Source organism: Sphingopyxis sp. P1IMeth2, assembly GCF_900185685.1.
Classification (GTDB): domain Bacteria; phylum Pseudomonadota; class Alphaproteobacteria; order Sphingomonadales; family Sphingomonadaceae; genus Sphingopyxis; species Sphingopyxis terrae_A.
Genome location: NZ_FYAT01000001.1, coordinates 80,152 through 101,832, shown reverse-complemented (window position 1 = coordinate 101,832; position 21,681 = coordinate 80,152). Strand labels below are relative to the sequence as shown.

Below are 21,681 nucleotides of genomic sequence, written 5' to 3'. Positions count from 1 at the left end.
GACCAACCAAAAGGGGTCTGACCTATGAAACGACTGGCCGCCGCTGCCACCCTCGCGTGGCTGATGACGACGAGCGCCGCGCTCGCGGACCCGGTTCCGACGCCCCTGGAGGTGCTCGGTCACGATATGGGCGAGGATCGCTATGTTGCGAGTTACTCCGAGACGGTCACTTACTGGAAGCGGCTTGCTGCGCTCAGTGATCGCATCAAGCTCGTCGACATCGGTCAAACCGTCGAAAAGCGCCGCCAGCTCATGGCGATCGTTTCCTCGCCCGAAAATCTCGCCATGCTGGACAAATATAAGGAGATTTCAGAGCGTCTGGGCCGCGCCGAGGGCCTGACCGACGAACAGGCGCGCGCGCTGGCCGCCGAGGGCAAGGCGGTCATCTGGGTCGACGGCGGTATCCATGCGAGCGAAACGCTGACGCATTCGGCCATCATCCAGCAGGTCTATGATTTGGTGAACAGCGACGACGCCGAGGCGAAGCGCATCCGCGATAATGTCATCATCCTCTTTGCCGCCGACAATCCCGATGGTCAGGAACTGGTGGCCAACTGGTATATGCGGTTCAAGGATCCCGCGAAGCGCGAGGCGGATTTCGAGAGTCTTCCCAAGCTTTATCACGCCTATGTCGGCCATGATAATAATCGCGACTTCTACATGGCCGAAATGCCCGAGACGCAGAATATCACCCGCGTCCTGTTTCGCGACTGGCGCCCGCAGGTCGTTCTCAACCAGCATCAGACAGGCCCGGCGGGAACCGTCGTCTTCATTCCGCCGTTCCGCAATCCGTTCAACTTCAACTTCGATCCGCTCGTCATGACCAGCCTCGAGGAGGTGGGTGCGGCGATGCAATCGCGGCTTCTCGTCGAAGGCAAGCGCGGCGGAACATCGCGCGACGGCGCCCATTACGACACCTGGTACAACGGCAATCTGCGCTCGATTTCCTATTTTCACAACGCCATCGGCCTTTTGACCGAGACGATCGGCAAGCCGGTTCCGATCGACATCGAACTCGTCCCCGAACGTCAATTGCCCGGCAACAATCAGCCCGCGCCGATCGCGCCGCAAAAATGGCATATTGGTCAATCGCTCGAATATAGCATGTCGATCAATCGCGCGGTGCTGAGCTACGCAGCGGCGAACCGCGAGAAATTGCTTTTCAACATTTACCGCATGGGTGCGAACAGCATCGCGCGCGGTAGCGAAGACAGCTGGACGATGACGCCGACGCGCATCGCCGAGATGCACGCGGCCGCCGCCGCGACCGGCGCCAAGCCCGTCGCGACGCGAACGCGCGGCAGCAGTTCGATCGATGCACGATTTTTCGATGCAGTGATGAAAAATCCCGCGAACCGCGATGCGCGCGCCTATGTCATCGACCCGGGTCAGCGCGACTATCCGACCGCGATCCGCTTCCTCAACGCGCTCATCAAGCTCGGGGTCGATGTCGACCGCGCGAGCGCCCCCTTTACCGCCAATGGAAAATCCTGGCCCGCAGGCACCTATTTTGTCAGAACCGCGCAGGCCTATCGCCCACACATCCTCGATATGTTCGAGCCGCAGGACTATCCCGAGAATTTCGAATATCCCGGCGGGCCGCCGATTCCGCCCGCCGATGCGACCGGCTATACGCTGGCCTTCCAGATGGGTGTCGGCTTCGAGCGCGTTCTCGATCCTATCGAGGTGCCCTCCAAGCGCTTGTCCTCGCTGCTGCCCACAAGCGCGGGGCGGATCGCGGGCGAGGGCAAGGCCGGATATCTTGTCGGGCACGGCGCCAACAACAGCTTCATTCTCTCGAACCGCCTGCTGAAGGCCGGACTTCCCGTCTCCTGGCTTCCCGATCCCGTTGCGGTCGCCGGGAAGGCTGCCGAACCCGGCGCGCTCTGGGTTCCCGCCAGTCCGGCGGCGACGCGCATCGTCGAAGCCGCGGCGGCTGAACTCGGGCTCGATGTCGAGCGCGCCGCGGCGGCGCCCGCTGGACCGCGGATGGCAATGAAGTCGCCGCGCATCGCGCTTGTCGACGTATATGGCGGGCTGATGCCAACCGGCTGGATGCGCTGGATTTTCGACCAGCATGAATTTTCCTTCACCATCGTCCATCCGCAGCAACTCGACGCCGGGAAGCTGCGCAAGGATTTCGACGTGATCATTCTCCCGCACGCCGCTTTCCAGCCTCGGAGCGCTCGCGCGAGCGATGACGGCATGTTTCGCGGGCGGAGTGACAGCAAGCAGCCCAAGCCCGAGGACATACCCGCCGAATACCGCAGCTGGCTCGGGTCGGTGACGAGCACGAAGACCGTTCCTGCACTCAAGGCCTTTGTCGAGGCAGGCGGCTCGCTGATCGCTATGGGCGGTTCGGCGCAGGCGGTGGTACAGGCGATGGACCTTCCGGTCGAAGATGCCGTCGCGGAAACCGTCGACGGCAAGACGGCGCGGCCGCCGCGTACCAAGTTCTACGTGCCGGGAGCCCTCGTCGAGGCCTCGGTCGATCGCACGTCGCCTTTTGCGTACGGCATGCCCGAGACCGTCGATCTCTTCTTCGACGACAGCCCGGTTTGGAAGATCAAGCCAGGTGCCACGGCCGTCGAGGCTCCCGTTCGCTTTGGCGCCGCGCCCCGATTGAAGAGCGGCTGGGCGCATGGGCTCGAGCGGCTCGACGGCGCAGCGGCGATCGTCGAGGTCGACCGCGGCAAGGGGCGCGTTGTGCTGATCGGTCCCGAGGTCGCACTCCGCGCGCAAACCCTCGGGGCATTCAAGCTCCTGTTCAATGCCATCTATCTGAGTGGGCGCGATGGCGGACAGTGAGACGCCAACCGAAACCCGACCGGACGGCGCTGGCAGGACCGCCCCCGCAGAGGCGCGGGGCAAGCGGCCATATGCGCTGCAGGATCTGAGCTGGCCCGAATTCCGGGCGCGACTTGCCGATAATCCGCCGATCCTGCTCCCGCTCGGCAGCCAGGAACAGCAGGGTCCGCATGCTCCGATGGGCGACTATGTGCTGGCCGAGAAGCTTGCCCTTTCGGCCGCCGAGCGCGCAGGCGCGATTTGCGCTCCGGTTCTGCCCTTTGGCCATGCCGACTTTTTTCGCGGCGCGGCGGGCGGCGTTCAGCTCCGCGCCGCGACCTTTACGATGCTGCTCGAGGACATGGTCGTCGCCTTCCTCGATCATGGCCTCAGTCACATCATCATCTGCAACGGTCATTCGACCAATGCACCGCTGATCGCGCAGGTCGCGCAAAAGCTCAGGCGCGAGCGAGGAATCATGATCGCCTCGCTCAACCTGTGGCGCATGATTCCCGACAGCCTTTGGGAGGATGTCCATGGTAGCGGCAGTGCGAGCGCCCGCGGCCACGGCGCCGAACCGGTTACATCGGTAGGCCTCCATCTTACGCCCGAGCTGATGCGCATGGAGGCGGCGGGCCCCGCAATGCGTGCAAAGGCATTTGGTCTGCCGACCACCAGCCAGTTCGCCGGGGTTGCCTTCGGGGACTTCGAGGTCGCGCTTCCACTCGACGTGACCGAGGTCGCGCCAAACGGCGTGGGTTCGGGCGATCCGGCGCGTGCGTCGGCCGAGGCCGGCGCGCGCTTCTCCGAATGGATCGTCGCGGCAATCGCCGACTTTATCGCACATTTCCGGCGCTGCGATCCCAGCCGACCGCACCTCGGGCCGCAGTCCTGATGAGCGATGCGCCGGACGATGGCGCGCTGGCGGCGGCGCGCGCGCAGCTTGCGGCGATGCCGCGGGGCGCGGCGGCCGTGCGGGCATTTTTCGACCAGGCGAGCTCGACCATATCCTATGTCGTTCACGACCGCGCGACGATGCGCGGGGCGGTGATCGACAGCATCCTCGACTTCGATCCGGCTTCTGGCCGAACGTCGACCGCCTCGGCGAAGGCAATTGTTGCGTATGTTCGCGACACCGGCATTTCGGTGGACTGGCTCCTTGAAACCCATGCCCATGCCGACCATCTCTCGGCCGCGCCGTGGCTCGCCAAGATTCTGGGCGGTACCATCGCCATCGGAGAGCATATTCGCGACGTTCAGGCGGTTTTCGGCGACATCTTCAATTGCGGTCACGAATTCCGCCGCGATGGATCCGACTTCGGGCGACTCTTTGCCGATGGCGATCGCTTCGCCATCGGCGAGTTGCCGGTGACCGTTCTGCATGTTCCCGGGCACACGCCCGCGTGCGTTGCTTATGTCGTGGGCGACGTCGTGTTTGTCGGCGATACGATGTTCATGCCCGACTATGGTTCGGCGCGCGCCGATTTTCCGGGCGGCGATGCGGCGCAGCTCTTCCGTTCGCTCCGCCGTATCCTCGATCTCCCTGGCGAAACCCCGCTTTTCATGTGTCACGATTATCTGACGGCCAATCGCTCGGATCATCGCTGGCAATCGACGGTCGCCGAGCAGCGCGCGGGCAATGTCCATGCGCGTGACGGCATTCTGGAGGAAGATTTCGTCGCCCGTCGCCGAGCGCGCGATTCCGGGCTTTCGATGCCCACGCTGCTGCTGCCCGCCGTGCAGGTCAACATGCGCGCTGGTCGCTTGCCCCCACCCGAACCCAATGGCGTCGCCTATCTCAAGATACCGGTGGACCGGCTTTGAGCGGCCGCGACCGCCCGCAAATCTTGCGAACGGAGATCCAATGAATATCAAGGCCCTGACCCCTGCGCTTAGCGTGTCGCCCCAAGTCCATCCCGCAGACATGGCAGAAATTGTAGCCTCCGGTCTGCGTTCGATCATCTGCAATCGCCCCGATGGCGAGGAGACGGGGCAGCCGGCGGCGGCAGAGATCGCCGCCGCTGCGAAGGCGCACGGCCTCGATTTTGCGCATGAGCCGGTCGTATCCGGTCAGGTCGGAGCAGGAGACGCCGCCGCGATGGCGCGCGCGCTCGCCGCGCTCCCCGCGCCGGTACTGGCCTATTGCCGCTCGGGCGCCCGTTCCGCCGAGGTCGCGCAGCTGGCGGCTACGCTCGGCGAAGGGGCGATCACCCGATACGAGATTGTCGTCATCGGCGGCGGCAGCGCCGGGATCGCGGCGGCCGCGAGCATCCTGCGCCGCCGTCCCGACGTTTCGCTGGCGATCGTCGAGCCCAGCGAAACACATTATTATCAGCCCGGCTTCACGATGGTCGGCGGCGGAATTTTCAACGCCGAGGCCACGCGTCGCAGCGTCGAAGAGTTGGTGCCCGCCCAGGCGGTCTGGATCCGGGGAGCGGCCGCCTCTTTCGAACCCGGCGCGAACCAGGTCACGCTCGCCGACGGCCGGGTGCTCGCATATGGGGTGCTCGTGGTCAGCCCCGGGCTGAAGCTCGACTGGGACGCGATCCCGGGGCTGGCCGCGGCGTTGGGCGCCAACGGCGTAACCTCCAATTACCGCTACGATCTGGCGCCCTACACGGACCGGCTGGTGCGCCGCTTCAGGGGCGGCCGGGCCCTTTTCACGCAGCCCGGGATGCCAATCAAATGCGCCGGCGCGCCGCAAAAGGCTATGTATCTCGCGTGCCACCGCTGGGAAGGTGAGGGGGTTCTGGGCGGGGCCGAGGTGCAATTTCATACCGCGACCCCGACGCTGTTCGGCGTCGCCGATTATGTGCCAGCGCTCGAGTCCTATATCGCGCGCTACGGGATCGATCTGCATCTTGAATCGCGGCTGGTCTCGATTGACGGCACCACGAAGACCGCGCTTTTCGAGCAACGGCGCGGGGATATCGTCCGCCGCGTCGAGGAACGCTTCGACATGATCCATGTCGTTCCCCCGCAGGTGGCACCCGATTTCATCGCTTCAAGTCCGCTCGCCGCGCCTTCGGGTTTTGTCGCGGTTGACGAAATGACGCTTCGCCATGAAGACTATGCCAATATATTCGCGCTGGGCGATGTCGCTGCGACGACCAATGCGAAAACGGCTGCAGCGGCCCGCAAGCAGGCACCGGTGGTGGCGCTCAATGCGCTCGCGGCGCTGGATGGTGCCGCCCCGGTCGCCGCCTATACCGGCTATGGCAGCTGTCCGCTGACCGTCGAGGCCGGGCGGATCGTGCTCGCCGAATTCGGCTATGGCGGCAAGCTCATGCCGACCTTTCCCAAATGGCTGATCGACGGCACCCGACCCTCGCGCCTTTCCTGGCTGCTGAAGGAGAGGCTTTTGCCGCCCCTTTACTGGCACGCCATGCTTCAGGGACGCGAATGGCTGGCCGCGCCCGCAGCGATCGATCCACAGCGGTGAGCCTCGAGACCGCCCAATATATTAGCGGTGCATGTTCCGGGGGGCTTGTCGGCTTCACGCTTGGCCTGGTCGGCGGGGGAGGTTCGATCCTCGCGGTGCCGCTGATGATATATCTGGTCGGCGTGCCCAATCCGCACGTCGCGATCGGGACGAGCGCGCTCGCCGTCGCCGCCAATGCGGCATCGGGGCTTGCGCAGCATGCGCGCGCGGGCACCGTCAAATGGCGCTGCGGCTTCCTCTACGCGAGCAGCGGTGTCATCGGCGCCCTCGCCGGAGCGACGCTGGGCAAGACAGTCGACGGACAGAAATTGCTGCTTCTCTTCGCGCTGCTGATGATCGTCGTAGGCATATTGATGCTGCGCGGGCGGAACAGTCGCGGCGTGGAGGGCGAGGCGTGCAATCGCCACAATGCCCCGCAGGTGCTCGGCTATGGCTTTGGGACGGGCGGTTTCTCGGGATTTTTCGGAATTGGGGGAGGGTTCCTCATCGTTCCCGGACTGATCGCATCGACCAGGATGCCGATCCTTAATGCGGTGGGGACAAGTCTGGTTGCCGTCACCGCCTTCGGGTTGACGACCGCGCTCAGCTACGCGGCGTCGGGACTGGTCGACTGGGCGCTCGCCGCCGCCTTCGTCGCTGGCGGAATATTTGGCGGTACCCTGGGGACTCGTGCGGCGCGCGGCCTTTCTTCGCGCGGCGGGCTGACGACGGTATTTGCGATCCTGATCTTCGCCGTCGCGACCTTCATGCTCTTTAGGTCGGCGAGTGCGCTTCTGGACGCGGCCGCCTGATTACTCCGGCGTGTATGCCGATGTATATGCAGTCGACCGTGGCCATCCCGCCGCCGGATGTTCGCGCTGTCTTCCAATTTTGCTCGGAATTGCAGTGGCAGTGGCAAAGTTCGGTATGGGCGTACCCTTGGCAATGCTCGTCGTAGAAGATAGGTTTTTAGTTCAGATCGAAAACGGCGAGAATCATGCGGGAGGATGGTCGGCGCTAATTGGGGGCTTTGACCAGATCCTCCACCATCGTGGACATCAGGCCGACCTGCGAATGGACACCGGCCTTTGCATAGATGCTCGCAAGCTGCGCCCGGATCGTCCCCGACGCCGCGCCGCGGAGACGGGCTATCTCGGCGGCATCGAAGCCCTATTATCGGCCGCATCAAAATTATTATATTCGCAACGTTCGCTGCCCGGAGGACGAGGTTAGCGCCGTTATCTGCGACTACGAGAGGGCGAAGACCAACGGTGTAATAAGTCTCGGGAAAGCGGATACGCCTTTGATGTGGACGCCAGCGAGGAGCAGCCTGTCCCGGATTAGCGAAGGGTTGTGGCGGATAGGCGCAGATTCAGTTGAGCAACGCGAGCAACCTTAACGACTGATTTCGGCCATTCGGAGGTTTGCCTGTTCCCCAGCTGGGCTTATTCACTAGCCTAGCTGCGTTTCGGCTTTCGAGGTTGTCCTCCCCGAACCAGCTAATTGGCCCCGTCGGCATACTGGTGGCGCCTGATGAAGCACAGCCACCCTAACGTCTTGCCAGGGGCTCAATCTGACGGCGAAAGCACCCAACAGAGTGATCGTCGACGATGCCAACCGCCTGCATCCACGCGTAGGTGATGGTCGGCCCGACAAACTTGAAGCCGCGCCGCTTCAGCTCCTTGGATATCATTTCGGACAACGCTGTGCTCGGGGCCCAGCTCCGACCGTCACCAAGGATCGGAACGCCATTCGTAAAGGACCAACAGAATTCCGAGAAATTCTCGCCGCGAGCTTGCATTTCGCAGTAGATTTGCGCGCCTCTTATCGTGGCTTCTATTTTGGCCCGGGCCCGCACGATACCCGGGTCCGCCATCAACCGAATGATGTCCGGCGCGCCGAATGCAGCGACCTTGACCGGATCGAAATTCTCAAAGGCGGCCCGAAATGCCTCACGCTTGCGCAGGATGATGATCCAGGCGAGGCCTGCCTGGAATCCCTCCAGCATCAGCATTTCCCAGAGCATCCGCGGATCACGCTGAGGGACGCCCCATTCGGCATCATGATAGTCCCGCATCAGCGGATCGCTTTGTGCCCAACTGCAGCGCTCGCAGGAGGAAGAATCAGGCATGGGGGGCCTTTCTTTCAAACGTCGTCGGCCGTCGCCGCCAGTCCGTGGCGGTCATGGGCGACACCTTTTCGATCTGCGAGAGTCCGCCAACTCCCGGCATCCGCGACCCTGCGAACGCCGGTAGGCCATCCTTATACCGTACTGATCGTGCCGCCATCGATGACAAACTCCGCGCCGTGGATCGCGGCAGCGCGGTCGGACGCGAGATAGGCGATAAGGTCCGCCACTTCCTCAGGCTCGGCACCCCGTCCGATCGAAATCCCGTCCAGGGCATCGAGCACGGACTGACGCGCGTCCTCGATCGTGCCGCCATTGGCTGACCTCAGCATTTCGAGAAAATCCCCGACGGCCTCCGTCATGATCCAGCCCGGCGAGACGACATTGACACGCACGCCCTTGGGGCCGAGCTCCTTCGAGATTGATTTGCTGTAGGTCCTCAGCGCCGCCTTGGCGGCGGCATAGCCGGTTGTGGACTCGGGCAGCGGAAGGACCGACTGAATCGAGGTGACATGCACCACGGTGCCCTTGCCCCGCTCAAGCATCTGCGGGATCAGCAGCCGGTCGAGCCGGACCGTCGCCAGCAGGTTGAGGTTCAACTCGGCGAGCCAGTGATCGTCCGTCAGCGCGGCGAACCCGCCCGCCGGCGAAGCCGAGCCGCCGACGACATGGGCGAGGATGTCGATGCCGCCCAGCCGCTTGAGTGCCGTCCTGGCCAACGCTTCGCCGCCCTCCGCGGTCGTCAGGTCGGCTTGGACATATTCGACGCCGTCGATGGGATCCTTGATCGTGCGGGCGGCCGTGACGACACGGGCTCCGCCGGCAAGGAAGCGCTCGACCGTGGCACGGCCAAGCCCCTTGGTGCCGCCGCTGACAAGGACGCGCTTGCCGGCGAACTCGGCCGGATCTGCCTTGATGCTCATACCGTCGTCTCCAAAGTTTTGATGGCGTCACCTTCCATCTTAAAGCGATAGGTGAAACGAAGCGGGCTGCCGGGGAATTCGCCATGAGCGGGACCTTCGAGCACGATATCGCCGCCTTCCTCCCGATAAGTGTCGGGCTCAAAGATCGCCTTGACCGCGATCGCTTCGTCCTTGAGCAGCCTGCGAATTTCGGCTTCCCCGACGAAATCCTTGCCGTTGTCCGTGAAAACGGCGTCAGGCAGGAAGTGCTTCATCATGCCGTCAAGATCGAGGCGCGCATTTGCCTCGATAAAGTCGGCGATCGGCTTGGGTAGTTCGAATGACATGATCATCTCCTCGATTGTTACGAGTGTAATTTAGCGATGGACTTACCGCCTGATAATCGAGACAAATCGCTATATCGTGTTATGGAAATCGGGATAATGACTCGCCATTCGCTCATCGAGCTCGAAGCTGTTCTCGCGATCGCTCGATGTGGCTCGTTTCGGGCAGCGGCGCTCGAGCTTGGCATGTCGACCACCGCCATCAGCAATGCGGTAGCCAAACTCGAACGGGAGCTTGCGGTGCGGTTGTTCAATCGCACAACGCGCAGCGTCTCGCTTACCTATGCAGGACGGATCTTCGTTGCACAGATCAAGCCAGCGTTCGAGGGCATACAAAAAGCGATGGATACGGCGCGCTCCCAGCAGGAAATGCCGTCCGGCACACTGCGCATCAATGCCTTCGCGACCGCAGCGCGCGAAATCATGGCGCCGCTGATATTGACCTATCTGCAACGCTATCCGCACGTTCATATCGACCTCGTCACCGAGGGGCGGCTTGTCGACGTCGTAGCAGCGGGTTTCGATCTGGGCGTGCGCAGCAAAGATCTGGTGCCCAGCGATGCGATCGCCATTCCACTGGGCCAGATGCGACGCATGGCGGTTGCCGCGTCCCCCGCATTTTTCGAAGGCAGGGCGATCCCCAATGTGCCGCAGGAGCTGCTTGCTTATCCCTGCGTTCGCATCCGGCTTCCCAATAGCGCGTTGTTCCGATGGAGGTTCGAGAAGGGCGGCGAAGAATTACAGCTCGATGTCGAGGGGCCGATCACCTTGGACGAAGCATCGCTTGCCCGGATCGCAGTAATAAACGGCGTGGGAATCGGTTATTTCATGGAAGCCGATGTGCGGGAAGACATCGCCGCGGGCCGGCTCATCCGCATTCTCGAAGACTGGACGCCGCCACTTGCGCCGCTGTGCCTCTATTATTCCAATCGGCGCAATTCCTCTGCCGCCTTCCAGGCCTTTATCGCGCTCGCGCGCGACTTTGCAGCCGGACGGCTCGCACAGCTTTAAGAATGGTCGCGCGCTCGGCAAGCTGTCTCACGCGGTGATTTCCCAGTTGACCTCAAAACAGTCATGCGCCCGCTTGCTCCTTGGCCGGATTGGAATGTCTGCTCCTCTTCATTCCGACCGAGAAGCAGTCTGTCCGAAGTCGGGCGGGACCATTCCAGCCAGGTCTGACCGTTTCCGAATTTCTGCCTCTGAAAGCGGGCGGGCAGCTATGGCCGGCCACCTGAGCATGTAAGCGACAGTTGCCGGAGCCGGCCTGGTACCGGACCGGATGGAAGCGGACCGGCAATGGTTCGCGGCCGCGTGCGGTAAAGCTAGGCGACGACCCCTCCGCCGGGCGGAGGGGCCGCTCCCGCGACTAGGCCGACGCACCGCCATCGATGTTCAGCGTTGTTCCGGTGATGTAGGTCGCATCTGGGCCGGCCAGAAACGACACCGCGCCGGCGATCTGCTCCCGGGGAGAGCGAGTGGGTGAAGTCGCGCGCGCGGCGCTTGGTCGCAAGTGCCCGCGCCTTATGGGCGGGCGGGCCCCTACTTCTGTTCAACCGCACATACGCTATGCTTTAAAGGTAGCGTATCTTTGGAGGTGGTTGCGGCGTAAATTTCGCTTTAAATTGATTCTGTTGCGTGGCGGTATAGCCATTTCCAGTTTCTCTGTCATTCCTATCAGTGAGTAAATTTAAAGGTGCAATGATGTGAAATTGGTATCAGAAATCAAGGTTGTTTTAAATTATGCGGTGTAGTAGGCGGCCTGCAACGTAATTTTAAGTCGGAGTCGCGCCATCCCCGATCGGCACGCCATAATCACATTCAAAGGCAAGCGGGCAGGCTTGTTGAGCGAAATAGGCGGCGACAGCCAGTTCACCTATGCGGGCGGCTGGAGTGCCGACATTGCCTGCGCCTTGCCGGCAACACGGCGCGATCATGTCTATCGCGGCGGACTGATACCTTTTTTCCAGCACCTCGGCCCCGAAGGCTGGCTTCGCGGATTGCAGGCGCGCGCGGGCGGCGCGTCCGACCAGGATGATTTCGGTATCCTGCTACAATATGGCGCCGACTGTATCGGCGCGGTCGGGGTACTTCCTGCCGACGGGATCGCTCCTGTCCATAATGTCGAGGGAAGCGTCACCGAGGAGGCCGCGGTCACCGCCTCGCGTACGGTGTCGGGTGCTCAGCGCAAGCTGCTCGCCTGGCACGACGGGTCGGGTTACCGCCCCTCGGTAGAAGCCGGCGATCCGGCGACGCACATTGCGAAGTTCAACCAAATTGACGAACCGACGCTCGTCCAGAACGAGAATCTGAGCCTGACGCTCGCGCGCGAGATATTGGGCGAGGCCGAGATCACGCGCGCGAGGCCCGCGGTCATCGCGGGGATCGAGGGGCTCGCACTCCTCGTCGAGCGCTTCGATCGCGACGGCGAGGAACGACTTCGGCTCGAGGATTTTGCACAAATCCTGGGTAAGCCCCGGGGCGCCGAGTTCGGCGGCAAATATGATTCGAGCTATGAGGAAGCGGCAAGCGCGATCACAGCCTACTCGGCGCGCCCGCGGCTCGATCTCGATCGCTATTTCCGGCTCGTCGTCTTCAACTTCGCGCTCGGCAACGCCGATGCGCATCTCAAGAACTTCTCGCTGCTCGAAAAGCCCGAGGGCCTGCGCCTTAGCCCCGCCTACGATCTATTGAACAGCCTTCTCTATCCGTTCAGCCGCGAGACCGCGCTCGCGATCGGCGGGAAGAAACGCGAGTTCGACACGCTCTCGCGCGCCGTCCTCGAGACGTTCGGGCAAGAAATTGGCCTGCCCAAGGCGGCGGTGGATCTCGCGCTCGCCGACCTCGCGAAGCGCCTTGGCGATCCCAAGACCCTGCGCTTCGGGACGCCTGTCGCCGAAAGCGATTTCCGTGCGCGCTTCAAGCAGGGCGTCGAAGAAAACAGCCGGAGGATATTCGCATGAGCAGCGGTCCGCTCGATTGGCCCGCCCTCGTAGACGAGGCGGTACGCCGCCGCAAGGCGGAAGGGCATACGCAAAAGTCGCTCGCTGCGCTGGCCGGCGTGAGCCTGCCGACCGTCAACGCGTTCGAGCAGGGCGATATCAAGCTTCGCCTCGAGAAAGTCTTCAACATCCTCGACGCGCTGGGACTGGTGATCCTGCCCAGCGCACCGGGAAGCTTCGCCGCCTTCATCCGCGCTGCACGTCAGCGCTGGGAAGAGCTGGTGGCGCCGCTCGATCCGTCGCATCCGTCGCGTCAGCCGCTGGGGGCGGTGACCTACGCCTATGAAATCGGGCACGGCGAGCGTGGCGAGACACTTGGCGAGCTTCGGAACATATTGGCGCGCTTGCCGGCGACCTCGGGATGGTCCCCCTTCTGGGTGCCTGCCAAGGAGAGCATTCGTCCGATCATCCGCGATGGCGTCATCGAATGCTGGCTCGGAAATCCGGCCGCCGACCGCATGTTCATCGACGCGGCGCACAGCGACTTCTGGCAGGTGACCGGCGACCTCAAGGGCTATTTGCGGCGCGGCTATCAAGAGGACGGGTCGAGCAATCTCGAGCCGGGAACGATCTTCGATCTCACACTGCCCGTCTGGCGGACCGCCGAAGTCTTCGTCCACATCCTCAATCTCGCCGTCGCGCTCGACCTCGATCCTGCCACTCCCGTGCGCTACGAAAGCAGCTACACCGGGCTCGAAGGGCGCCAGCTCGTCTCGTGGGCGGCGCCGCTCCGCCAATGGCCGCTCGTCGACACGCAGCGCAGCCGCACGAGCGCGGCCAAGCTTGCAACGACCACCAGCATCGACGAGTTGCAGAGGGATTTCGCGGACGTCATCCACCGCACGCTGGTGCCGCTCTACGACCTGTTCGACGGGTTCGACGCAACGCCTCAGTTCGTCGGATCCGAACTCGACGAGTTCCGCGCAGCGGCGCTGAAATCTGGCGTGAAGCGCTGATTTCGGTTGGAACGCGGTCCGGGGAAGCGCCACCGCGGCTGACAAATTGCGATCGATGCCCATATTGGGGGCATGAACTTTCCCAAAATCGTTAACGGAGCCAGCCTCAAGCCGCGCTCTGGACAACCGCCTGAGAACATAGTCCTGCTGCTGCATGGCTTCGGATCGAGCGGGTCTGACATGATCGCGCTCGCGCCAGCGTGGCAGGAGGCGCTTCCCGACACACTGTTTCTGGCGCCGCACGCGCCGCAGCGCTGCGGCATGATGGGTGCGGGCTATCAATTGGGGCTTGTCGGGCTTTGCGCCATCGGCCCTCGCCGCGGGCGCTGCGTCGGCGGCCCCCGCGGTCGACGCCTTCATCGATCGCAAGCTTGACCAATATGGCCTGACCGAGGCCGATCTGGCGTTGGTCGGCTTCAGCCAGGGTACAATGATGGCGCTTCAGATCGGACTGCGTCGGCCGCGCGCCGTTGCTGCGGTTGTGGGCTATTCGGGCATGCTGGCCGGGTCCGCCGGGCTTGAGCATGGCGGCCTCCCGAAGCCGCCGGTGCTGTTGATCCATGGAACAGCGGATCCCGTGGTCCCAGTCGCAGCGCTCCATATGTCAGAGAGCCAGCTGAAGCATCTCGGTGTCAACGTCACCACACATCTATCATACGGCGTCGCACACAACGTCGATCCGGTGGGCCTGCGCCTCGGTCGGGATTTCGTGGCAGAGGGATTTGCTCGATCGTCGTCGTGACCGCTCTTCCGTCGCTGACCGCGCCACGGTTCAGGCGCCGCGAGACGTCGTCTTTCGAGGTTGCTATTTCCTAAGCTGCCCGACTGCCGGCGGCCTGGGGCGGAGGTGCCAAGCAAAGCAATTGCATAGCCGGGCGACTGAAGTATTGGCGGAAAATATTCCGTCCATTCTTGCTAGCTTTATTCTTAGCTATGCTGTTCTTTCAAGCGCGAACGAGCCTTGGGTGAAACCCCGAAGCTGCGGCGGAACGCATTTCCGAAGGCGCTTTGAGACGTGTAGCCGATCCTGTTTGCAATGCTGGCGACCGTCACATCGCCGTTCAACAGCGCCGCGCGAGCCAAGGTGAGACGCCACAGCCGCAGATAGGTCAGCGGCGGTTGCCCCACAATACGAGAGAATTCGGCCGAAAAGCCTGCGCGCGACATGCCAGCCACCTTGGCAAGGCTCGCAACCGTCCAGTGGCGGGCAACATCGCCATGCATGGCTCGAAGCGCCCGGCCAATCCTTGCGTCGGTCAGCGCCCGGAACCAGCCCATCTTGTCGCCTCCGATCTGGCTTGCATAGGCGCGGATAGCCTCGACCACCAGCACGTCGGCAAGCCGGGCGGTCACGATCTGACTGCCCATCCTGTCTCGCTCGAACTCGCTGTTAATAAGATCAAGGATCGTCGTAACCGCTTCGGCCCCCGGTGAGGATCGAGGAACGATCATACATGTGGGAAACATATCGAGCAGGAAGTCTGCGTTGCCGGCGCCGAATGTGACGCTTCCGCCTATCCCGATCACATCATCCCCGCCGACGTGGGCGACGTCCGATCCGATCGCGTAAAGCGCACCCCCATCTCTGGGTTTCTCGTTGGGATGACTTGCCACGGCATAGGCAGTACGCCCGAGCAGGCACACATCTCCCTCGTTCAGGGGCTGGGGCGGACATCCCGGAAGTAATATCCACTGGCTGCCGCGCAGAACTGCCACGAACTTCAGCCGCTCGACCGCTGGAAATGCAAAGGCCCACCGTCCTGCCGCCTCCATTCGGGTGCGCCTTGTCACCTGTGCGCCAAGCACGCCGAAAACATCGGACAGTGGATCCGATTGAGTCTTGGACGATTGCGACAAAACCATAGATAAAGTCGCATAGATCATCGCACGTTGCCTGCCTATCGTCATTTTGAGGAGATTGATGATGGGTATCGAAGGTAAAGTTGTGGCCATCACAGGTGCGAGCAGTGGCATCGGCCGAGCTACCGCGAAGCTGCTGGCCGGACAGGGGGCGTCTGTCGTGTTGGGCGCGCGACGTGAAGACGCTCTTGTCGAAGTCGTGAACACGATCATCGAAGCGGGCGGGAATGCCGTGTCCGAGGCTACCGATGTCCGACGCCGGGTTGATCTCGAAGCTCTTGTTAGGCTGGCAGTCGAGCACTTTGGAAGGCTCGATGTCATTGTCAATTGCGCGGGGATCGGTCCGATCTCCCGCTTCGACGCGTTGGACGTGGACGGCTGGGATGCCATGATCGATGTAAATCTGCGCGGCACCCTTTACGGCATCGCCGCCGCCCTTCCAGTGTTCGCGAAACAGAACAGCGGCCATGTGATCAACGTCGTCTCGACGGCGGGCATCCAGATCGTCCCTACGATGGGTGTCTATGCCGCCACCAAGAACGCGGTGCGTACAGCTACCGAAGTGCTCAGGCAAGAAGCTGGTCCCAACCTTCGCGTGACGGAGGTGTCACCAGGAATGATCGCGACGAACTTCGGCGACGGCATCACCGATCAACCTACGAAGAGGATGATCGAGGAACGTCTCGGGCACATAGCGATCCCCCCGGACGCTATCGCTCGCGGTATAATCTATGCAATCGAGCAACCGCCGGAAGTCGATGTGGGAAGCATCGTCATCCGACCGACTGCGCAGGGATGAGCTGCCGATTCTTTCCGGAGTTGTCATTCGCGACCAGTTCCGGAAACTGCGTGAGTTGGTCGGAAGCAGCCCCAGTGATTGGCTCTCCTGAATGACGGCTTTCCACATTCCTCCGCCTTTTTGCCGGACAGGCAGAAGACGGCCAGAGTTGGCGTTTTCGGCCGCTGGCGGGACAACGCTTCCGATGGCCAGAATGGAGTGGACGCCCCCCCGGCGGCATCGCGCGGCTTGTAGCCCGTCTATGGCATCGCAATACCCGAGGGATATAATGGCTGGGGCTCATCGCCCGGGCGCTGGAGGACGCGCCGTTCGGCGCGTTGCGCGTCGTGCTGGGCAATCCCGCAGCGGTCGATGCCTTCCGGCGCGGTGTCCGGCCACGAGCAGTTGCTTCGCAGCCACCTAATTGCATGCGCCTAAGACGACCGAAGTCGATCCCGCACGGCTTCAGCCTGCGCCATGATATTCTGCACCAGCTCGGCGCAGGTCGGAATGTCGTGGATCAGCGCCTGGCTCTGACCGCTCGTCCAAATGCCGCCGTCGACGTCGCCGTCGCGCAGCACATTCTCGCGTCCCCGTACGCCCGCCATCAGGTGGCGGACATCGTCGAAGGTCTTGGTCGGATCGCGCTGGATCTCGGCGACCTCGAGCGAAACGGCATTTTTTGCGACGCGCGCGGTGTTGCGCAGGGTGCGGCCGACGAGCACTGTGTCGAGTTCGCTCGCGTCAACGATGCGCTGCTTCACATTGTTATGGATCTGGGCTTCGACCGTTGCGCAGAAGCGCGTGCCCATATTCACCGCATCGGCACCAAGCGCGAGCGCGGCGATCAGGCTGCGGCCGTCGGCCATCCCGCCCGAAGCGATGATCGGGGTGTCGGGCAACGCATCGACCGTCGCAGGGAGCAGCACAACCAACCCCACATCGTCCTCGCCGGGGTGGCCCGCACATTCGAAGCCGTCGATGCTGATCATGTCGACACCCTTCTTCACGGCCGAAACCGAATGGCGCACTGATGTGCATTTGTGGATCACCGTGACATCGGCGTCCTTGAAGCGCGGAAGATGGTCGGTCGGCGCGCGGCCCGCGGTCTCGACGATCTTAATCCCGCTGGCAATGATCGCCTCGCGGTAATCGTCATAGGGGATGGGGTTGATCGACGGCAGCAGGGTGAGGTTCACCCCAAAGGGCTTGTCGGTCAGCCTGCGCGTCGCCTCTATCTCGTCGAACAACGCTTGGCCGGACGGATACATATGCGCAGTGATGAAGCCCAGAGCGCCGGAATTGGCGACCGCGGCGACCAGCGGGCCATAGCCCACGCCGGTCATGCCGCCCATGATGATCGGGGTGTCGATGCCGAATTTCTCGGTAATGCGCGTCTTGATACCCATGTCGGCCGTCCTCCAATATGTCGTTCAGCTTCGCTTGGCGGACTCCGCGCCCAATAGCGAGAGCAAGTATGCGCCGCCGATGCGCTGGCCGCGCGGCGGCAGCATGCCGAATTGGCGCATCATGTCGGTAATCTCGTATTGCGCCATATAATCGGACAGCAGCCCGTCGCGGAATCCCAGGAAAATGTCGCAGCCATAGGTGGTGGCCCTTGTATCCTTGCCCGAAGCTGGCGGTGCGCTCGACGTCTGCTCGAACAGATAAAGTGCGCGCCCGGAATCGATTGCAACGAAAAGCTGGACTTCGCGGAATTGCACGTCGGGCATGACGGCCCAGATCTTGTCGACATAGGCGCGCATCGCATCTTGGCCGCGGATGACATCGGGCCAGAATATCGTGTCGTTCCATCGGATGTCCGGGTGGATAAGAGCCATCACTTCGTCGGTGTCGTGCGAATTCCATGCCGCTTCCCAGCGGCTACCGAAATCGCGGACGAAGTCTTGGGTGACCGCATCGGCCATAGGCAATCCGACATAGGTTTCGCGGTTCGCACCTGCGGTATCGCTTGCATGCATAATATCTTCTCCGTTACGGTCAGGCGGTGATCGGCGCCGACCGCGGCTGCTTAAACAAAGCGGTAGCCCTGGCGATCTTGCCGGGCGATCCGACGACCGACCCGGTCACGAACATCAGGCTGCGCGTCGTATGCTCCAGGATGACGCGGCTCTCGATCCAGTCGCCCATGGGGGCGCCTTGCAGGAAATCGACGCTGAGATTAATTGTGGGTCCGCCCCAGTCGTGGCCGCAAATCTCGATCGCGCAAACGCCGAGCGCGATATCGAGAAAGGTCGAGAGCAGCCCGCCGTGACAGAAACCCAAGCGGTTGCACTGATGCGGCTGCACCTCGAGCCCGAAGCGGACCGGTTCGGCTCTGTCGCCCGTATGGAGCATCTGCATCCCGCCGACATGCGCGCAAAATGGATCATCGAAATTGAGCGGACGCCATTCGCCTTGCGTGCGGTCCATCGTCACGCGGCTAGACCCATCAGGCGCGCAGCGACCGGATCGGCCTGCACCTGGGCTCCCATCCGGTCGCGTAGGGCCAGCATCGCAGCGGGCGGCCTCGCGAAAATTTCGATGCGCGCAATTAGCCCCTCGCGGTCGAGGCTGACGATGTCGACCCCCGAAAAATGTCTGCCTTCGATTTCTCCCTCGAAGCGCAGCGCATAGCGGTCGCCGTTGCACCAGCTATCAGTGTAAACAAGCCCGCCGAACTCCCGCGATGCAAAGTTGAGCAAGCGGCCAACCAGCTCCTTGCCGGTCCACGACTTGCCATAAGTGGGTGGACGAAGTTCGACGTCGTAGCGCAGCCAGATGTCGACGTCGGGCGCGAGCCGCTCGAACAAGGCCTGAAAAGCCGCAATCGACGGGGGTAGGCTCCAGAGCATCAGCCGGCCCCGACCAGCTTGCGAGCCCTGTCGGCGAAGATCATCACGTCCGCGTCGGGTCGAGCTGCGTAAAGCCGATCGACATCGGCGGATCGTCGTTCGCGTACGACACGCTGCGCCACATTCCCTTTCACGGTCACTTCGCCGGTTTCGAACGACGGCGGCTCGTTGAGGATCAGGGCCGCGCCGATCCGGCGCGCGGCGCCGCTCTGTGACGCGTTGAAGGTGGCGATCGCTGACGCGATCGCAGCACGCGTTTCGGTGTCATTCTCGCCCGCCCGGAGCCACAGCAGCGCCGACGGATAGGGGCGGTTGAGGCCGCAGATTACGGCCTCCGAAACATGCGGGCCGCAAGCCGCCAGCAGGGCCACCCGGAGCGCCTCGACCGTGACATAGGTGCCCGAGTCAAGCTTGAAATCTTCCGATAGCCGGCCCGCGAAGACCAGCCCGGCCCGCGGCTCGTCGGGGTCGGCGAAGCGGACGGCGTCGCCGGTATGGAAATAGCCCTCCTCGTCGAATAGCGATGCGGAGGCTTCGGGCGCGCCGATATAGCCGCTTTGCGGCATCATTGTCGGTCCCTTGACGCGCATCTCGTACCGCCCGTCGAACGGAACGAGCTTGAGGTCCGTGGCGGGAAGGGGAAGCCCGATCACGTCGGTCCCGCCTTCGGTCCAGTATTTGAGCGTCCCGAACAGATACTCGGTCGCGCCGTAGAAGGAGAAGATCGGTACCGCCTTCCCGCGCGCGGCGATCGACAGCGCAGTTAGCCGGTCACGGACATCTTCGGCGAGCACGGCCCCTCCGAAACCCAGGAATTTGAGGCGCGAGAAGAAGTGGCGGCTGAGGTCGGTATCTGCCTCGAGCGCTTGACACAGCATCGTGTAGCCCAGCGGCACGGTGATGAAATAGGATGGCGCGACGTCGCGCAGATTCGCCAGCGTCCTGGCGAACAGCTCGGGGGTCGGCTTGCCATCGTCGATCCATATCGTGCCGCCGGCGGCGATCGTGTTGTTGAAGTTGAAGTTGCCCGCCATGATGTGGCTGAACGGCATTGCTTCGAGGATCTGTGGCGAATCGTCGCCGAAGTCGAGCAGGCCGAGCGCTCGATTCTGCGCGATCGTGATGTTGAGATTGGCGTGCGGCTGCGGCGTCGCCTTGGGGGATCCGGTCGAACCGGACGTATAGATGATGCGCGCGATCTGGTCGGGCCGAATCGCGTCCATGCGCTCGGCCACATCGGGGCTTGGCGGTGTCGCGACGGCTTCGGCCCAGGGTGTGATGGCGAGCCCCTCGACCGTACCCGACGCTGCGACAATCGTCACCCCGAGCGGCGCGAGCGCGCGCAGCGCAGCGGCGTAACGTACCGCGTCGTCTACGATGACGACCTTCGCGCCGACCACCGAGACGCATTGGCGGAGCTGGGCATGGTCCTTCGACATCAGCGAATAGGCGACGCTGACGGGCGCAATCGCTGCGCCGCTCCGCTGGACGCCGATGGCGGCAATGCCATGTTCGATCGAAGGCTCGGACAGAAAGGATATAATGTCGCCGACACCGATCCCCCGATCAATCAGCCATTGGGCGAGGCCATCGGCGGCACGGCGCGCGTCGCCGTAGGATATGCTGCGCCATGCGCCGTTCGCGCCGCGCTGGCGCATGAAGATCGCATCTGGCGTGCGTACGGCCTGTTCGTCGAAGACATGCGCGAGTGACTTGGGGACCGGGCCGAGCGGCAGGCCCGAGCGCAGGATGATGCTGCCATCGTCGCGGCGGTCGAGCGTCACGCTCGGGGCAGGGGGACTCGCAAACTCCATTCAGGCCATCCTGTACATCGTCCGCGGGTCGCCAAGTGCGGCGCCCAGCGAATCGGCGGTCGTCTCCGGCAGATCGAATTCGGGACCGAACGGTGCCGCCGCCACCCGATCGCCCGCTGCTCGCTGCCAACGCACCTGCGCGCCCCAGCCGCCGCCACATTCGACGATTTCGCCGGTGCGCGTCGACAGGGGATCGAGCAGTGCGATCAGAAAGGGCGAAATCTGTTCGGGACGCAAGCCATGCTTCATGCGGTCGGAAAAGACGCCGTCAGTCATTTCGGTCAGAGCCATTGGCGCGATGGCGTTGGCGCGAATTCCGACCCGTTCGCCTTCGATTGCCAGCGTCTTCATCAGGCCGATGATACCGGCTTTGGCTGCCGAATAATTCGCCTGCCCGAAGGCGCCGTGCATGCCCGCGCCCGAGGTGGTGAATATGATCGAACCCCGTCCCCGGGCCGTCATCGGCTCCCACACCGCCTTGGCGCAGGCGAAGCTGCCGCCGAGATGGACGTCGATCACCTCCGACCATTCTTCTGCCGTCATCTTTGCGAAGCTGCGGTCGCGGACCACGCCCGCGTTGACCACCAGCCCGTCGATTGCGCCATATTCGGCGAGCGCCGCTTCGACGAAAGGGGCAGGATCGCGGATGTCGCATCGCACCGCTATGGCGCTTCCGCGATTTCGCCGGATGGCGGACGCGACAGCATCAACTTCGTTGCCGCGCCCTGTGAGGACAAGGCGGGCGCCGGCGCGCGCGAGGTCGGCGGCATATTGCCGGCCGAGCCCGCGGCTCGCGCCGACGACCACGATGGCCGATCCTTCTAAAGCGGCGGAGGG

General features: G+C 63.2%; 22 protein-coding genes and 1 pseudogene. 12 read left to right on the top strand and 11 right to left on the bottom strand.

Annotated features, from left to right (window positions below):
- Window positions 1-24 precede the first annotated feature (24 nt).
- The 6 genes from P1IM2_RS00445 (at window position 25) to P1IM2_RS00420 (ending at window position 7,441) form a co-directional block, all read left to right on the top strand.
- Window positions 25-2,808 carry a M14 metallopeptidase family protein gene (locus tag P1IM2_RS00445; protein WP_186401084.1) on the top strand — a complete coding sequence of 928 codons (2,784 nt, stop codon included), beginning with the start codon at window positions 25-27 and terminating at the stop codon, window positions 2,806-2,808.
- Complete coding sequence (locus P1IM2_RS00440) at window positions 2,795-3,682, top strand: creatininase family protein (RefSeq protein WP_186401083.1); 888 nt, start codon at window positions 2,795-2,797, stop codon at window positions 3,680-3,682. Before P1IM2_RS00445 ends, P1IM2_RS00440 begins: the two co-directional genes overlap by 14 nt.
- Entirely contained in the window at window positions 3,682-4,611 is a 930-nt protein-coding gene (locus tag P1IM2_RS00435) for an MBL fold metallo-hydrolase (protein ID WP_186401082.1), read from the top strand. Before P1IM2_RS00440 ends, P1IM2_RS00435 begins: the two co-directional genes overlap by 1 nt.
- A 40-nt stretch (window positions 4,612-4,651) precedes the next feature.
- Window positions 4,652-6,229 carry a bifunctional protein tyrosine phosphatase family protein/NAD(P)/FAD-dependent oxidoreductase gene (locus P1IM2_RS00430; protein ID WP_186401081.1) on the top strand — a complete coding sequence of 526 codons (1,578 nt, stop codon included), beginning with the start codon at window positions 4,652-4,654 and terminating at the stop codon, window positions 6,227-6,229.
- Window positions 6,226-7,020, top strand: coding sequence for a sulfite exporter TauE/SafE family protein (locus P1IM2_RS00425; protein WP_254535809.1), 795 nt, complete (start codon window positions 6,226-6,228; stop codon window positions 7,018-7,020). The genes P1IM2_RS00430 and P1IM2_RS00425 overlap by 4 nt, the downstream gene beginning before the upstream one ends.
- Window positions 7,021-7,120: 100 nt before the next feature.
- Window positions 7,121-7,441, top strand: coding sequence for a hypothetical protein (locus tag P1IM2_RS00420; protein WP_186401079.1), 321 nt, complete (start codon window positions 7,121-7,123; stop codon window positions 7,439-7,441).
- Between the two features lie 316 nt (window positions 7,442-7,757).
- On the opposite strand, the gene P1IM2_RS00415 is transcribed toward P1IM2_RS00420, so the two are convergent.
- The 3 genes from P1IM2_RS00415 to P1IM2_RS00405 all read right to left on the bottom strand — a co-directional run bounded on the left by P1IM2_RS00415 (window position 7,758) and on the right by P1IM2_RS00405 (window position 9,585).
- On the bottom strand, window positions 7,758-8,339 hold the full coding sequence (locus P1IM2_RS00415; RefSeq protein ID WP_186401078.1) for a DNA-3-methyladenine glycosylase I: 582 nt from the start codon (window positions 8,337-8,339) through the stop codon (window positions 7,758-7,760).
- Between the two features lie 131 nt (window positions 8,340-8,470).
- On the bottom strand, window positions 8,471-9,259 hold the full coding sequence (locus P1IM2_RS00410) for an SDR family oxidoreductase (RefSeq protein WP_186401077.1): 789 nt from the start codon (window positions 9,257-9,259) through the stop codon (window positions 8,471-8,473).
- Window positions 9,256-9,585: a nuclear transport factor 2 family protein gene (locus tag P1IM2_RS00405; protein WP_186401076.1), complete on the bottom strand. Its 330-nt coding sequence runs from the start codon at window positions 9,583-9,585 to the stop codon at window positions 9,256-9,258. The genes P1IM2_RS00410 and P1IM2_RS00405 overlap by 4 nt, the downstream gene beginning before the upstream one ends.
- Before the next feature lie 96 nt (window positions 9,586-9,681).
- Here P1IM2_RS00405 and P1IM2_RS00400 point away from each other — a divergent pair, with 96 nt between their 5' ends.
- Entirely contained in the window at window positions 9,682-10,593 is a 912-nt protein-coding gene (locus tag P1IM2_RS00400; protein ID WP_186401628.1) for a LysR family transcriptional regulator, read from the top strand.
- Between the two features lie 355 nt (window positions 10,594-10,948).
- On the opposite strand, the pseudogene P1IM2_RS00395 reads toward P1IM2_RS00400, so the two are convergent.
- Window positions 10,949-11,044, bottom strand: a pseudogene (locus tag P1IM2_RS00395) (SDR family oxidoreductase); the annotation flags it as partial.
- 307 nt (window positions 11,045-11,351) lie between these two features.
- Between P1IM2_RS00395 and P1IM2_RS00390 the strand changes: the two are divergent.
- The 4 genes from P1IM2_RS00390 (at window position 11,352) to P1IM2_RS00375 (ending at window position 14,279) form a co-directional block, all read left to right on the top strand.
- Entirely contained in the window at window positions 11,352-12,542 is a 1,191-nt protein-coding gene (locus P1IM2_RS00390) for a HipA domain-containing protein (RefSeq protein ID WP_313906799.1), read from the top strand.
- A complete protein-coding gene (locus P1IM2_RS00385; RefSeq protein WP_186401074.1) occupies window positions 12,539-13,537 on the top strand; it encodes a helix-turn-helix domain-containing protein in 999 nt (332 codons plus the stop codon). Before P1IM2_RS00390 ends, P1IM2_RS00385 begins: the two co-directional genes overlap by 4 nt.
- Window positions 13,538-13,609: 72 nt before the next feature.
- Complete coding sequence (locus tag P1IM2_RS19025) at window positions 13,610-13,912, top strand: alpha/beta hydrolase (protein WP_186401073.1); 303 nt, start codon at window positions 13,610-13,612, stop codon at window positions 13,910-13,912.
- Entirely contained in the window at window positions 13,806-14,279 is a 474-nt protein-coding gene (locus P1IM2_RS00375; protein ID WP_186401072.1) for an alpha/beta hydrolase, read from the top strand. Before P1IM2_RS19025 ends, P1IM2_RS00375 begins: the two co-directional genes overlap by 107 nt.
- Window positions 14,280-14,464: 185 nt before the next feature.
- Here P1IM2_RS00375 and P1IM2_RS00370 read toward each other — a convergent pair whose 3' ends face one another.
- A complete protein-coding gene (locus P1IM2_RS00370; protein ID WP_217373219.1) occupies window positions 14,465-15,421 on the bottom strand; it encodes an AraC family transcriptional regulator in 957 nt (318 codons plus the stop codon).
- 40 nt (window positions 15,422-15,461) lie between these two features.
- Between P1IM2_RS00370 and P1IM2_RS00365 the strand changes: the two genes are divergently transcribed.
- The gene (locus tag P1IM2_RS00365) at window positions 15,462-16,196 is read left to right on the top strand and encodes an SDR family oxidoreductase (protein WP_186401626.1); all 735 of its coding nucleotides are present in this window, start codon (window positions 15,462-15,464) and stop codon (window positions 16,194-16,196) included.
- Window positions 16,197-16,609: 413 nt separating this feature from the next.
- On the opposite strand, the gene P1IM2_RS00360 is transcribed toward P1IM2_RS00365, so the two are convergent.
- Genes P1IM2_RS00360 through P1IM2_RS00335 form a run of 6 tightly spaced genes read right to left on the bottom strand, consistent with a single transcriptional unit; the run spans window position 16,610 to window position 21,651 of the window.
- Complete coding sequence (locus P1IM2_RS00360) at window positions 16,610-17,584, bottom strand: NAD(P)H-dependent flavin oxidoreductase (RefSeq protein WP_186401071.1); 975 nt, start codon at window positions 17,582-17,584, stop codon at window positions 16,610-16,612.
- Window positions 17,585-17,608: 24 nt separating this feature from the next.
- The gene (locus P1IM2_RS00355) at window positions 17,609-18,157 is read right to left on the bottom strand and encodes a nuclear transport factor 2 family protein (RefSeq protein WP_202988379.1); all 549 of its coding nucleotides are present in this window, start codon (window positions 18,155-18,157) and stop codon (window positions 17,609-17,611) included.
- 19 nt (window positions 18,158-18,176) lie between these two features.
- Window positions 18,177-18,608, bottom strand: coding sequence for a PaaI family thioesterase (locus tag P1IM2_RS00350; RefSeq protein WP_062900924.1), 432 nt, complete (start codon window positions 18,606-18,608; stop codon window positions 18,177-18,179).
- Window positions 18,609-18,610: 2 nt separating this feature from the next.
- Window positions 18,611-19,030: a hypothetical protein gene (locus tag P1IM2_RS00345; RefSeq protein ID WP_186401069.1), complete on the bottom strand. Its 420-nt coding sequence runs from the start codon at window positions 19,028-19,030 to the stop codon at window positions 18,611-18,613.
- Window positions 19,030-20,844: an AMP-binding protein gene (locus P1IM2_RS00340; protein WP_186401068.1), complete on the bottom strand. Its 1,815-nt coding sequence runs from the start codon at window positions 20,842-20,844 to the stop codon at window positions 19,030-19,032. Before P1IM2_RS00340 ends, P1IM2_RS00345 begins: the two co-directional genes overlap by 1 nt.
- Window positions 20,845-21,651: an SDR family NAD(P)-dependent oxidoreductase gene (locus P1IM2_RS00335; RefSeq protein ID WP_186401067.1), complete on the bottom strand. Its 807-nt coding sequence runs from the start codon at window positions 21,649-21,651 to the stop codon at window positions 20,845-20,847.
- Between the last annotated feature and the right edge of the window lie 30 nt (window positions 21,652-21,681).

What these genes read in the sequence shown, in the direction of transcription:
- P1IM2_RS00405 (WP_186401076.1), bottom strand. Translation starts at nt 9,585, where the DNA reads ATGTCATTCGAACTACCCAAGCCGATCGCCGACTTTATCGAGGCAAAT.
- P1IM2_RS00370 (WP_217373219.1), bottom strand. Translation starts at nt 15,421, where the DNA reads ATGATCTATGCGACTTTATCTATGGTTTTGTCGCAATCGTCCAAGACT.
- P1IM2_RS00415 (WP_186401078.1), bottom strand. Translation starts at nt 8,339, where the DNA reads ATGCCTGATTCTTCCTCCTGCGAGCGCTGCAGTTGGGCACAAAGCGAT.
- P1IM2_RS00440 (WP_186401083.1), top strand. Translation starts at nt 2,795, where the DNA reads ATGGCGGACAGTGAGACGCCAACCGAAACCCGACCGGACGGCGCTGGC.
- P1IM2_RS00340 (WP_186401068.1), bottom strand. Translation starts at nt 20,844, where the DNA reads ATGGAGTTTGCGAGTCCCCCTGCCCCGAGCGTGACGCTCGACCGCCGC.
- P1IM2_RS00435 (WP_186401082.1), top strand. Translation starts at nt 3,682, where the DNA reads ATGAGCGATGCGCCGGACGATGGCGCGCTGGCGGCGGCGCGCGCGCAG.
- P1IM2_RS00355 (WP_202988379.1), bottom strand. Translation starts at nt 18,157, where the DNA reads ATGCATGCAAGCGATACCGCAGGTGCGAACCGCGAAACCTATGTCGGA.
- P1IM2_RS00345 (WP_186401069.1), bottom strand. Translation starts at nt 19,030, where the DNA reads ATGCTCTGGAGCCTACCCCCGTCGATTGCGGCTTTTCAGGCCTTGTTC.
- P1IM2_RS00445 (WP_186401084.1), top strand. Translation starts at nt 25, where the DNA reads ATGAAACGACTGGCCGCCGCTGCCACCCTCGCGTGGCTGATGACGACG.
- P1IM2_RS00430 (WP_186401081.1), top strand. Translation starts at nt 4,652, where the DNA reads ATGAATATCAAGGCCCTGACCCCTGCGCTTAGCGTGTCGCCCCAAGTC.
- P1IM2_RS00385 (WP_186401074.1), top strand. Translation starts at nt 12,539, where the DNA reads ATGAGCAGCGGTCCGCTCGATTGGCCCGCCCTCGTAGACGAGGCGGTA.
- P1IM2_RS00410 (WP_186401077.1), bottom strand. Translation starts at nt 9,259, where the DNA reads ATGAGCATCAAGGCAGATCCGGCCGAGTTCGCCGGCAAGCGCGTCCTT.
- P1IM2_RS19025 (WP_186401073.1), top strand. Translation starts at nt 13,610, where the DNA reads ATGAACTTTCCCAAAATCGTTAACGGAGCCAGCCTCAAGCCGCGCTCT.
- P1IM2_RS00350 (WP_062900924.1), bottom strand. Translation starts at nt 18,608, where the DNA reads ATGGACCGCACGCAAGGCGAATGGCGTCCGCTCAATTTCGATGATCCA.
- P1IM2_RS00365 (WP_186401626.1), top strand. Translation starts at nt 15,462, where the DNA reads ATGGGTATCGAAGGTAAAGTTGTGGCCATCACAGGTGCGAGCAGTGGC.
- P1IM2_RS00400 (WP_186401628.1), top strand. Translation starts at nt 9,682, where the DNA reads ATGACTCGCCATTCGCTCATCGAGCTCGAAGCTGTTCTCGCGATCGCT.
- P1IM2_RS00360 (WP_186401071.1), bottom strand. Translation starts at nt 17,584, where the DNA reads ATGGGTATCAAGACGCGCATTACCGAGAAATTCGGCATCGACACCCCG.